Origin of the sequence: Actinacidiphila acidipaludis (assembly GCF_019890725.1) — a bacterium.
Lineage (GTDB): Bacteria > Actinomycetota > Actinomycetes > Streptomycetales > Streptomycetaceae > Actinacidiphila > Actinacidiphila acidipaludis.
In genome coordinates, this window is sequence record NZ_JAINZZ010000002.1 from 140,910 (window position 1) to 153,345 (window position 12,436).

Genomic DNA, 12,436 nt, shown 5'->3' on the forward strand with positions numbered 1-12,436 from the left:
CTGGCCGGAGAGCCCGCAATCCCTTTCCGGCCGGTAGGTTGACTGCTTTCCAGCCGAACCCCTGGTTCCGCTGGGGCGTGCGTGCCGTCAGGGAACACAGCAAGGTGCCGCGCCCGGTGAACCCGGGCGCGGCACCTGCTGAACGTCCGTCAGAGGCCGTACCGCTCGGCGGCCTTCCTGACCGTCTCCGGCTTGACGTCGCCGCGCCGCGCCAGTGCGCCGAGCGCCTGCACGACGACCGACTGCGGATCCACGCCGAAGTGGCGGCGCGCCGCCTCGCGGGTGTCGGACAGACCGAACCCGTCGGTGCCCACCGACGTCCAGTCCTGCTCCACCCACTGGGCTATCTGGTCCGGGACCGCCCGCATCCAGTCGCTGACCGCGACCACCGGGCCGGGCGCCCCGGCGAGCGCGCGGGTCACGTACGGCACCCGGTCCTCGCCGCGCATCCGCGCCGCGTCGCACTCCAGCGCGTCACGCCGCAGCTCCGTCCAGGACGGCGCGGACCACACGTCGGCGGCCACACCCCAGTCCTCGGCCAGTAGCCGCTGGGCGTCCAGCGCCCAGTGGACGGCGGTGCCGGAGGCGAGCAGCTGCAGCCGCGGGGCGTCCTCGGGGGTGCTCACCGCGCCGGCCGCCGGCCGGTAGCGGTAGAGGCCCTTGACGATGCCCTCCGCCACGCCCTCGGGCATGGCCGGCTGGACCTTCGGCTCGTTGTAGACCGTCAGGTAGTAGAAGACGTTCTGGTCCTCGCCCTCCCGCTCCGGTCCGTACATCCGCCGCAGGCCCTCGCGGACGATCACCGCGACCTCGTACGCGAACGCCGGGTCGTAGGAGATCGCCGCCGGGTTGGTCGAGGCGATCAGGTGCGAGTGGCCGTCGGCGTGCTGCAGGCCCTCACCGGTCATCGTGGTGCGGCCGGCGGTCGCGCCGATCACGAAGCCGCGGCCGAGCTGGTCGGCGAGCGCCCAGAACTGGTCGGCCGTCCGCTGCCAGCCGAACATCGAGTAGAAGATGTAGAACGGGATCATCGGCTCGCCGTGCGTGGCGTACGACGTGGCCGCGGCCGTGAAGTCGGCGAGCGAACCGGCCTCGGTGATCCCCTCGTTGAGGATCTGGCCGTCCTTCGCCTCCTTGTAGTACAGGAGCTGGTCGCGGTCGACCGGGTCGTACGTCTGGCCCTTGGGGGAGTACAGGCCCGCGGACGGGAACAGCGACTCCATGCCGAAGGTGCGGGCCTCGTCGGGCACGACGGGGACCCAGCGGCGGCCGGTCTCCTTCTCCCGCATGAGGTCCTTGACCAGCCGGACGAACGCCATGGTGGTGGCGATCTCCTGGGTGCCCGAGCCCTTCTCCAGCGCGGTGAACGCCTTGTCGGCGGGCATCGGCAGCGGGGTCGGGACGACGCTGCGGGCCGGGGCCGGGCCGCCGAGCGCGGCACGCCGCTCCCGCAGGTACCGGATCTCGGGGGAGTTCTCGCCGGGGTGCCAGTACGGGACGAGGTCGGCGTCCAGCGCGCTGTCCGGGATGGGGAGCTCCAGCAGGTCGCGCATCGTGCGGAACTGCGCGGCCGTGAGCTTCTTCATCTGGTGGTTGGCGTTGCGCGACTCGAAGCCGGCGCCGAGCGTGTAGCCCTTCACCGTCTGGGCGAGGATCACCGTCGGGGCGCCCTTGTGTTCCAGCGCGGCGCGGTAGGCGGCGTACACCTTGCGCGGCTCGTGGCCGGCGCGCGAGGTCTGGAACAGCTCCAGCAGCTTGGCGTCGGACAGCCCGGCCGCGATCGTGCGCAGCGCGGGGTCGGCGCCGAAGAAGTGGTCGCGGATGTAGGCCGCGTCCCGGGTGGCGTAGGTCTGGAACTGCGCGTCCGGGGTCTGCCGCAGCCGGCCGAGCAGCGCGCCCTCGGTGTCCTGGGCGAACAGCTCGTCCCAGGCGACGCCCCACAGGGACTTGACGACGTTCCAGCCCGCTGCGCGGAACTGGGCCTCCAGCTCCTGCACGATCTTGAAGTTCGGGCGGACCGGACCGTCGAGCCGCTGCAGGTTGCAGTTGATCACGAAGGTCAGGTTGTCCAGGCCCTCGCGGCCGGCCAGCGCCAGTGCCGCGGTCGACTCGGGCTCGTCCATCTCGCCGTCGCCCAGGAACGCCCACACGTGGGAGTCCGAGGTGTCCTTGATCCCGCGGTGCTCCAGGTAGCGGTTGAAGCGCGCCTGGTAGATCGCGGACAGCGGGCCCAGGCCCATGGACACGGTGGGGAACTCCCACAGCCACGGCAGGCGCCGCGGGTGCGGGTAGGACGGCAGGCCGTCGCCGCCCGCCTCCTGGCGGAAGCGGTCGAGCTGCGCCTCGCTGAGCCGTCCGTCGAGGAAGGCCCGGGCGTAGATGCCGGGGGAGGCGTGGCCCTGGATGTAGAGCTGGTCGCCGGAGCCGGCGCCCTCCTTCCCGTGGAAGAAGTGCTGGAAGCCGGTCTCGTAGAGCCAGGCCGCCGACGCGAAGGTGGCGATGTGGCCGCCGAGGCCCTGGCGGCTGCCGCGGGTCACCATCGCCGCGGCGTTCCACCGGTTCCAGGCGGTGATCCGGGCCTCCAGCGCCTCGTCGCCCGGGTACGCGGGCTCGGCGGAGGTCGGGATCGTGTTGAGGTATTCGGTCTCGAGCAGCGACGGCAGCGCGACGCCGCCGGAGACCGTGCCCGCGGCGCTCGCGTGCTCGAGGGTCCGTCGCATCAGGTACGCGGCCCGGTGGGGGCCCGCGGCCTTGGTGACGGCGTCCAGGGACGCCCGCCACTCCGCGGTTTCCTCGGAGTCGCGGTCGGGGATCTGGTCGAGCTGGCTCGGCCGTGGCAGTCGTACGGCGTCGGGCATGGGTGGCCGCCTTCCGAACGGAGGGAGGGGTGGGAGTGCTTGTCGGCACGACAGGTGTGCTCCCTGATCTGGACGATAACTCCGCGATCGATGATCGATCAATGCTTCTCGGCCTGGAAAAGAAAAGTCGGCACGGGGTGTCAGCCTTACGGGCACGCGGTGTCAGTCAGTCGCGGCCTTCGAAACAGCGGAGCGTCAGCTCACGGTCACACCTGAGGAGCGCAGCTCAGCACATGTGCCTTGACGATCGCGCAGATCGCCGGGTCGCGGCGGACGAAGGCGTCCACGATCTCCTGGTGCTCGTCGGCGTAGGCCCGCGGGGCCGGGCTCAGCCAGCGGATGGACAGCGTCGTCCACACCTCGATACCCAGCGCCTGCCAGGCGTGCGTCAGCACGGCGTTGCCCGCCGCGCGCACCAGCTCCTCGTGGAAGGCCACGGTGTGCCGCGCCTGGGACTCGCCGTCCAGCACGGCGTCGGCCTCCCGCAGTGCGGCGACCTCCCGCTCCAGCGCCGAGGGGTCGGTCGCCAGCCGCTCGGCCGCCAGCTCCGCCGCGACCTGCTCCAGGCCGGCCCGCACCGGGTAGCCCTCCTTGAGGTCGGCGGCGGTCAGGCTGCGCACCCGCACGCCCTTGTTCGGCGCCGACTCGATCAGCCGCAGGCTCTCCAGCTCGCGCAGCGCCTCGCGCACCGGCGTCTGGCTGACCTGCAGCTCCGCCGCGATGCGCCGCTCCACGATGCGCTCGCCCGGCTTCCACCGCCCGCTGACGATCCCTTCGAGGATGTGCTCGCGGATCTGCTCGCGCAGGCTGTGCACGACCAGGTTGGGGGTGGCGGCAGAGGCCATCACGATGCACTCCTTCACGCTGTGCGTGACATAGACGATACGGCCTGTCGGCAGGGGCGGCGCCGCCGCGACGACGACGGTGCCCCCGCCCCGGGCACGGGACGGGGGCACCAGGGCCGTGAAGGGGGACTACAGGCCGAGCTCGACCTCGAACTCGCCCGCCTCCAGGATCTCCTTGACCGCGGTCAGGTAGCGGGCCGCGTCGGCACCGTCCACCAGCCGGTGGTCGTAGGACAGCGACAGGTACGTCATGTCCCGGACGCCGATGACCGTGCCCTCGGCGGTCTCCACGACCACCGGGCGCTTGACGGTCGCGCCGATCCCCAGGATCGCGGCCTGGTTCGGCGGGACGATCACCGTGTCGAACAGCGCACCGCGCGAACCGGTGTTGCTGATGGTGAAGGTCGCGCCCGCCAGGTCGTCCGGGGTGATCTTGTTGGACCGGACGTTGCCCGCCAGCTCGGCGGTCTTCTTGGCGATACCGGCGATGTTCAGGTCGCCGGCGCCCTTGATGACCGGGGTCATCAGGCCCTTCTCGGAGTCCACCGCGATCCCGATGTTCTCGGAGTCGAAGTAGGTGATCGTGCCCTCGTCCTCGTTGATGCGGGCGTTGATCACCGGGTGGGCCTTGAGCGCCTGGGCCGCCGCCTTGACGAAGAACGGCATCGGCGACAGCTTGACGCCCTCGCGGGCCAGGAAGGACTCCTTGGCCTGGCCGCGCAGCCGCATGATGCGGGTGACGTCCACCTCGACGACGCTGGTGAGCTGGGCCTGCGAGTGCAGGGCCTTCATCATGTTGTCGCCGATGACCTTGCGCATCCGGGTCATCTTGACGGTCTGACCGCGCAGCGGGGACACCGCGGGCGCCGCCTTCGGAGCGGCGGCGGCCGGAGCGGCCTGCGCCGGGGCGGCGGCCTTGGCGGCCTCCGCGGCGGCGAGCACGTCCTGCTTGCGGATCCGCCCGCCGACGCCGGTGCCGCGCACCGAGGACAGGTTCACGCCGTTCTCGGCGGCGAGCTTGCGGACCAGCGGGGTGACGTACGCGCCCTCGTCGACCGCGGCGGTGGCCGCGGGCGCCGGAGCGGCCGGGGCGGCAGCCGGAGCCGGAGCCGGAGCCGCCGGGGCCGGAGCGGCGGGCTGCGCCGGGGCGGGCGCGGGCGCCGGGGCCGGGGCGGCAGCGGGAGCCGGGGCGGCCGGGGCCGGTGTGGGAGCCGGGGCCGCAGCGGCCGGGGCGGGCGCCGGCGCAGCCGGCGCAGCCGGGGCGGCGGCCGGGGCCGGGGCGGCGGCGGGAGCGGCACCGGCGGCGCCGACGACGGCCAGCCGGGCGCCGACCTCGGCCGTCTCGTCCTCCTGGACCAGGATCTCCAGCAGGGTGCCGGCGACCGGCGACGGGATCTCGGTGTCGACCTTGTCGGTGGACACCTCCAGCAGCGGCTCGTCGGCCTCGACCGACTCGCCGACCGCCTTCAGCCAGCGGGTGACGGTGCCCTCGGTGACGGACTCGCCGAGCGCGGGCAGCACGACGTCGGTGCCCTGGGCGCCGCTCGCGCCGGCCGTGGCCTCGGCGGTCGGAGCCGGGGCGGGGGCCGCGGCCTCGGTGGAGGGAGCGGCCGGGGCCGCCGGGGCGGGCTGCGCCGGGGCGGCGGGCTGGGCCGGCGCGGGCTGCTCGGCCGCGGCGGGGGCCGGGGCGGCGGCGGGCGCGCCGCTGCCGTCGTCGATGACGGCCAGCTCGGCGCCGACCTCGACCGTCTCGTCCTCGGCGACCTTGATGGAGGCCAGCACGCCGGAGGCGGGGGAGGGGATCTCGGTGTCGACCTTGTCGGTCGAGACCTCGAGCAGCGGCTCGTCGGCCTCGACGTGCTCACCCTCGGCCTTCAGCCAGCGGGTGACGGTGCCCTCGGTCACGCTCTCGCCGAGCGCCGGGAGGGTTACGGAAACCGCCATGGTTGCGGTTGCTCCTAACGGATCTGTGCGGATGGGGTGGCGTGCGGAGGGTCAGTCGTGCGAGTGCAGCGGCTTGCCCGCGAGCGCGAGGTGGGCCTCGCCGAGGGCCTCGCTCTGCGTCGGGTGGGCGTGGATGAGCTGCGCCACCTCGGCGGGCAGCGCCTCCCAGTTGTAGATCAGCTGAGCCTCGCCGACCTGCTCACCCATCCGGTCGCCGACCATGTGGACACCCACGACGGCCCCGTCACGCACCTGGACGAGCTTGACCTCGCCCGAAGTCTTGAGGATCTTGCTCCGGCCGTTGCCGGCCAGGTTGTACTTCAGGGTGACGACCTTGTCCGCGCCGTACACCTCCTTGGCCTTGGCCTCGGTGATGCCGACGGAGGCGACCTCGGGGTGGCAGTACGTCACCCGCGGCACGCCGTCGTAGTCGATCGGCACGGTCTTCAGACCCGCCAGGCGCTCCGCGACCAGGATGCCCTCGGCGAAGCCGACGTGCGCGAGCTGGAGCGTGGGCACCAGGTCGCCGACGGCCGAGATGGTCGGCACGTTGGTGCGCATGTACTCGTCGACCAGGACGTAGCCGCGGTCGATCGCGACGCCCTGCTCCTCGTAGCCGAGGTTCTGCGAGACCGGGCCGCGGCCGATCGCGACCAGCAGCACCTCGCCCTCGAAGGTCTTGCCGTCGGCCAGCGTCACCTTGACGCCGTCGGCGGTGTACTCGGCGCTCTGGAAGAAGGTGCCCAGGTTGAACTTGATGCCCCGCTTGCGGAACGCGCGCTCCAGCAGCTTGGAGCTGTTCTCGTCCTCCACCGGAACCAGGTGGGGCAGGCCCTCGACGATCGTCACGTCGGTGCCGAAGGACTTCCACGCCGAAGCGAACTCGACGCCGATGACGCCGCCGCCCAGGATGATCGCGGACTTGGGCACGCGGTCCAGGACCAGCGCGTGGTCCGAGGAGATGATCCGGTTGCCGTCGATCGTCAGACCCGGCAGCGAGCGCGGCACCGAGCCGGTCGCCAGCAGCACGTGCCGGCCCTCGATCCGCTGGCCGTTCACGTCCACCGAGGTCGGGGAGGACAGCCGGCCCTCGCCCTCGATGTAGGTCACCTTCCGCGAGGCGACCAGGCCCTGCAGGCCCTTGTAGAGGCCCGAGATCACGTCGTCCTTGTACTTCAGGACGGCCGCGATGTCGATGCCCTCGAAGGTGGCCTTCACGCCGAACTGCTCGCTCTCGCGAGCCTGGTCGGCGATCTCGCCGGCGTGCAGCAGCGCCTTGGTGGGAATGCATCCCTGGTGCAGACAGGTGCCCCCGAGCTTGTTCTTCTCGATCAGGGCGACGTCCAGTCCCAGCTGCGCGGCACGCAGAGCGGCAGCGTAGCCGCCGCTGCCACCGCCGAGGATCACTAGGTCGAAAACAGTGCTGGCGTCGTTCGCCACGTCACGTCCTCCATGCATGGGTACGCCGGAGCCGGTCCACCATGACCGGGCGGCGGCTTGGTTCGGCCGCTTTGTCTCAAAGGGGGCCCTGTCGTGCCGAGACAACATCTTCGCACTTCTCGGCGGCAGACGGGTCACCGGGCCGGGCGGAGACCCATACGACGCGGCCCCGGAGCGTCGCGTCCGGGGCCGTACGTGAGGGAAGTCACCCGATCAGAGGAGATCGCCCTCGGCGGTCCTGCGGGCCAGACCCACCAGCGTGCGCACCGCGCTGCCCGTGCCGCCCTTGGGCGTGTAACCGAACGGGCCGCCCTCGTTGAAGGCCGGACCGGCGATGTCCAGGTGCGCCCAGGTGATGCCCTCGCCCACGAACTCCTTCAGGAACAGGCCGGCGATCAGGCCGCCGCCCGGCCGCACACCCATGTTCGCGATGTCCGCGGTGGGGGAGTCGAAGGTCTTGCGGAGCTGCTTGGGCAGCGGCATCGGCCATGAGTCCTCGCCCTGCGCCAGCGCGGTGGCGTGCACGGCGGTACGGAAGTCGTCGTCGTTCGCCATGATGCCGAAGCGGCCGTCGCCCAGCGCCAGCACCATCGCGCCGGTCAGCGTCGCCACGTCCACGATCGCGTCCGGGGACTCCTCGGAGGCGCGGGCGAGCGCGTCGGCCAGCACCAGGCGGCCCTCGGCGTCGGTGTTCAGCACCTCGACGGTCTTGCCGCTGTACATCCGCAGCACGTCGCCGGGGCGGGTGGCGTTGCCGCCGGGCATGTTCTCGGCCAGCGCCAGCCAGCCGGTGACGTTGACGGCCAGGCCGAGCTTGGCGGCGGCCACGACGGCGCCGAACACCGCGGCGGCGCCGCTCATGTCGCACTTCATCGTCTCGTTGTGGCCGGCCGGCTTCAGCGAGATGCCGCCCGAGTCGTAGGTGATGCCCTTGCCGACGAAGGCGAGAGTGCGGGTGGCCTTGGGGTGCTTGTAGGCCACGCGCACCAGACGCGGCGGGGTCGCCGAGCCGCGGCCGACGCCCAGGATGCCGCCGTAGCCGCCCTTGGCCAGCGCCTTCTCGTCCAGCACCTCGACCTTCAGGCCGAACTCCTTGCCGGCCGCCTGCACCTGGGCGGCGAACGCCTTCGGGTCCAGGTCGTTGGAGGGCATGTTCACCAGGTCGCGCGCGCGGTTGACCTCCTCGGCCACCGCGACGGCCCGCTCGGCGGCGGCCTTGTGCTCCTTGTCGCGCGGCTTCGCGCCGACGACCGCGACCTCGCCCAGCGAGCCCTTGCCGGCGCTGCCGTTCTGCGACTGGTAGGCGGTGAAGGAGTAGGCGCCCAGCAGCGCGCCGACGGCGATCGCCTCGATGTCCGCGGCGCCGGCGATCGGCAGCGCGAAGGCCGCCTTCTTCGAGCCGGCCAGGGCGCGGCCCGCGACGCCCGCGGCCTTGCGCAGCGCCTCGGGGTCGTAGCCTTCGCCGTCCTCGGGTGCGTCTCCCAGGCCCACCGCGAGCACGACCGCGGCCTTCACGCCGGCCGGGGCGGGCAGCTTGGTCGCCTCGCCCTCGGCGCCGGACGCCCCCAGGGTCTCCAGGGTGGCGGTCAGCCTGCCGTCGAAGGCGGCGTCCACGGCTTCCGCTCCCGGGGCGAGCCGCGGGCCCTTGGGCCCCTTGGCCAGGCCCACGACGACGGCGTCCGCCCGCAACGCTGCGGCGGAGGAGGTACTGAGAGTCAGAGCAGTCACGGTGGGTGAGGTCCTATTCGGTTGAGGTCCTGTGAGGGGCCGGCGGGTGGCCCGGCCGGGGCTCCCGCATCGTATTCCGCCACATCAGCGGGGCGGTGCGACAGCGGGGAACCCTCCGACTGTACGCCCGGCTCCTGTCCCCGGTACGACGGTCCCGCCGCTCCCCGCCTCCCCCCTTTCCCGCCGCCCACTCACCGTCCGCACACGGTCACCTGCCGTGCGGTACCCCTGCCGGGAGCGGTGCACGGTCGGGGGCGAACCCTCAGCGGAGGGCGAGGACGAGGAGGGCGGAGATCGTGGAGATCTCGCACAGGGCCCCGAAGACGTCACCGGTGACCCCACCGAACCGCCCGCGGCACCGCCGCAACACCGCCTCCGAGGCGCCCACCGCCCCCACCGCAGCCACGCAGAACCGCACCGCGCTCAGCCCGCCGAACGCAGCGCCCGCCGCACAGGCGGCCAGTACCGCCCCGGCGACCACCGCCAGGGCCGCCCCTCTCGGCACCACTCCGGCGACCGCCGCGCCCAGCCCGCCCGGCCTGGCCGCCGGCACACCCGCCCGGCACGCCAGCGTCATCGCCACCCGCCCGCCCGCCGCGGCCACCACCGCCGCCGTACCGCCGTACACCCAGCCGTGCCCGTAGCACGCGGCCAGCGCGGCGGTCTGCCCGAGCAGCGTCAGCACCAGCACGACGACCCCGAACGGCCCGATGTCCGACTGCTTCATGATGCGCAGTGCCTCGTCGGCCGGCTTGCCGCTGCCGAGCCCGTCGGCGGTGTCGGCGAGACCGTCCAGGTGCAGCCCCCGGGTGAGCGCCGCGGGTACCGCGACGGCGCCGGCCGCGGCCAGCAGCGGGGTGGCGCCCAGGGCGGTGAGGACGCCGCCGGCCACCGCCGCCGCCAGGCCCACCACGAGGCCCGCGAGCGGCGCCGCCAGCATCCCGCCCCGGGCCGCCGCCCGGTCCCAGCGCGTCACCCGCACCGGCAGGACCGTGAGCGTGCCGAAGGCGAAACGGAGTGCGTCGAGGGAAGCCGGCCTGGTCACCGCGCGAGGCTACCGCGCGCCCGAGGACCCTCCGCACGGGTGGGCTTGCCCCGTCCGCCCTGCCGAACCGGGCCGAACCGGGCCGGGCACGCGGCGCGGAACGCTACCGGCGGACCCTCAGGGACCCGTGGTGCCGTGCGCGGAGCCGGGACTCCGCGGCGGCCAGCGTCAGCACCGCGGCCACGCCGGCCAGGTGCTCGTAGCCCGCGAGGTTCGTCACCCAGACGACCTCGACGATCATCGCGACGGCGATCGCCGTGGCCGTGCACCAGGCGCGATAGCGGCACGCCGCGTACACGCCGAGGGCCACCACGGCGGCGGACGGGCCGGTGTCCCGGACGTCCAGGGCCTGCGGCGCGAGGCCCAGCAGCACTCCGGGGCCGGCCCACACCGACCAGCGGGCGAAACACGTGCCGGCCAGCGTCGCGAGCAGCGCGACGCCCAGGGTGCGGCGCGCGCCCAGCGTCGTCTCGGCGATCCCGAACACCACGACCACCTGCACGACCAGCCCCCAGATGGGCAGCGAGGGGTCCGGCACGAACAGCGACAGCGGCGTCCGCAGCAGGGCCAGCCACCACGGCAGCGTGGCGTAGACGCCGCCGAGCCGTTCGACCCAGTCGCTGACGCCGTCGGAGTGCTGCACGAGCTGGAGGAACAGGATGCCCGCGCACGAGACCAGGGTCAGCGGGACCGCCCGCGGCCCGGAGCCGCGCAGCCGCCGCCACACGTCGGGGAAGACCGTCCCCCACTCGGCGACGGCCAGCCGCCGCAGCCGCCCGGCCGCCGCCGGCGCGGACACCGTCCCCGCGGGTGCCGCCTCACGCACCCTCGCGGCGCCGCCGCAGCGGCACGGGCAGCCGGGGGACGCCGAGGAAGCCTTCGGCCCGCGCGCCCGCGAGCCCGATTCTGGGCAGTTCGCTGGATTTGCCGAACAGCACATAGCGCGGCTCCCAGATCGGGCGGAACTTGGCGTTGGCGCGGTACAGCGACTCGATCTGCCACCACCGCGAGAAGAACGTCAGCAGCGAGTGCCACAACCGCAGCACGGGGCCCGCCCCCAGCCGCGAACCCCGCTCGAACACCGAGCGGAACATCGCGAAGTTCAGCGAGACCTGACGCACCGACACCTCGTCCGCCCGCTGGATCAGCTCGATCACCATGTACTCGATCAGACCGTTGTCGGCGCTGCGGTCACGCCGCATCAGGTCGAGCGACAGACCGTGCGGCCCCCACGGAACGAAGCTCAGCAGCGCCCGCGGACGCCCGCCGTCGTCCTGGCACTCGACCATCACGCACTCGCCGTCCGCCGGGTCGCCCAGCCGCCCCAGGGCCATCGAGAAGCCGCGCTCGGTGCCGCCGTCGCGCCAGTGGTCGGCGCGCTCCACCAGGGCGTCCATCTCCTCCTGCGGGATGTCGACGTGCCGCCGGATGCGGACGGTGCAGCCGGACCGCTTGACCCGGTTGTACGCCTGCCGGACCGTCCGCATCGCGCGGCCGTCCAGCGTGAAGTCGGTGACCTCGACGATGGCCTCGTCGCCGAGTTCGAGTGCGTCCAGGCCGTGCCGCGAGTACACCGTGCCGGCCTCCTCGCTGGCGCCCATCACGGCCGGCACCCACGCGTGCTGCTTCGCCTCGGCGAGCCATGCCTCGATGGCCCCCGGCCACGCCTCCGGATCGCCGATCGGGTCCCCGGAGGCCAGACTGACGCCGCCGAGCACGCGGTAGGCGATCGCCGACTTGCCGCTCGGCGACCAGATCACGCTCTTGTCGCGGCGCAGCGCGAAGTAGCCGAGCGAGTCGCGGTCGCCGTACTTCTCCAGCAGCGCGCGCAGCCGCTCCTCGTCCTGCGCGCAGAGCAGTTCGCGGCCGCGCGGCGAGCGGAACGCGACGAACAGCACGAGCAGGAAGAGCAGGGCGCTCATGATGTTGATGACGACGTCGACCCAGTGCGGCGCCTCGATCGCGGCGAACGCGGCGTCGCTGGGCACCAGGGAGACCAGCCGCACCAGGGCGTAGCCGAAGACGTCGCCGAACGTCGCGCCGTTCGCCGAGTTCGTCGCGGCGACCAGCCCGGTGCCGATGAGGCCGGCCAGCACCAGGCCGACCACCGCCACCAGTGCGGCCTGCCAGGGGTTCGCCCGGTCGCCCTTGGCGCGGAATTCGGGCCGGCCCAGCAGCAGCGCGCCCAGGAAGGAGGCGGTCAGCGCCAGCGACACCCAGTTCTGCGGGTGCCGGTGGATCTGCGGCCACACCATGCTGATCGCCAGCGCGGCGAAGAACAGCCCGCACAGCACGAGGTTGAGGATCCACGCGGCGCGTTTGTGCCGGCGCATCGTGACGGAGAGGAAGAGGGCGAACGCGGCCGAGGTGAAGCCGGCGGTGAGCAGATAGGGGGTGAAATAGTCCTGGGCGTTGTGCCGGCGGATGTCGGCGCCGAAGCTCACCCAGACCGCGCCCAGCAGGTTCACTGCGGTGACGATGCGGAGGTACCACACCGTGTAGGCGGCGGCGCGCCGGGCGGTTCCCATCTGGGAAGTTTATGACTCCTCGTCCCGATCGCGCGGAACGGCCGCCCG

General features: G+C 73.1%; 8 protein-coding genes. All 8 read right to left on the bottom strand.

Translation table 11 applies throughout. The annotated features are described in order from the left end of the window. Window positions 1-149 precede the first annotated feature (149 nt). The gene (gene aceE / locus K7862_RS02380) at window positions 150-2,858 is read right to left on the bottom strand and encodes a pyruvate dehydrogenase (acetyl-transferring), homodimeric type (RefSeq protein ID WP_222959944.1); all 2,709 of its coding nucleotides are present in this window, start codon (window positions 2,856-2,858) and stop codon (window positions 150-152) included. 206 nt (window positions 2,859-3,064) lie between these two features. After that, window positions 3,065-3,703 carry a GntR family transcriptional regulator gene (locus tag K7862_RS02385; RefSeq protein ID WP_222959949.1) on the bottom strand — a complete coding sequence of 213 codons (639 nt, stop codon included), beginning with the start codon at window positions 3,701-3,703 and terminating at the stop codon, window positions 3,065-3,067. 129 nt (window positions 3,704-3,832) lie between these two features. Next, window positions 3,833-5,647: a 2-oxoglutarate dehydrogenase, E2 component, dihydrolipoamide succinyltransferase gene (sucB, locus tag K7862_RS02390; RefSeq protein WP_222959950.1), complete on the bottom strand. Its 1,815-nt coding sequence runs from the start codon at window positions 5,645-5,647 to the stop codon at window positions 3,833-3,835. Between the two features lie 51 nt (window positions 5,648-5,698). Then, a complete protein-coding gene (lpdA, locus tag K7862_RS02395) occupies window positions 5,699-7,087 on the bottom strand; it encodes a dihydrolipoyl dehydrogenase (RefSeq protein WP_222959951.1) in 1,389 nt (462 codons plus the stop codon). A gap of 213 nt (window positions 7,088-7,300) precedes the next feature. Further along, window positions 7,301-8,815 (bottom strand): leucyl aminopeptidase, encoded by a 1,515-nt coding sequence (locus K7862_RS02400; protein ID WP_222959953.1) that lies wholly within the window; start codon window positions 8,813-8,815, stop codon window positions 7,301-7,303. Between the two features lie 262 nt (window positions 8,816-9,077). Then, entirely contained in the window at window positions 9,078-9,860 is a 783-nt protein-coding gene (locus tag K7862_RS02405; RefSeq protein ID WP_222959955.1) for an adenosylcobinamide-GDP ribazoletransferase, read from the bottom strand. Between the two features lie 103 nt (window positions 9,861-9,963). Then, window positions 9,964-10,686, bottom strand: coding sequence for a hypothetical protein (locus K7862_RS02410; RefSeq protein WP_222959957.1), 723 nt, complete (start codon window positions 10,684-10,686; stop codon window positions 9,964-9,966). Next, entirely contained in the window at window positions 10,679-12,388 is a 1,710-nt protein-coding gene (locus K7862_RS02415) for a phosphatidylglycerol lysyltransferase domain-containing protein (protein ID WP_222959959.1), read from the bottom strand. The genes K7862_RS02410 and K7862_RS02415 overlap by 8 nt, the downstream gene beginning before the upstream one ends. Between the last annotated feature and the right edge of the window lie 48 nt (window positions 12,389-12,436).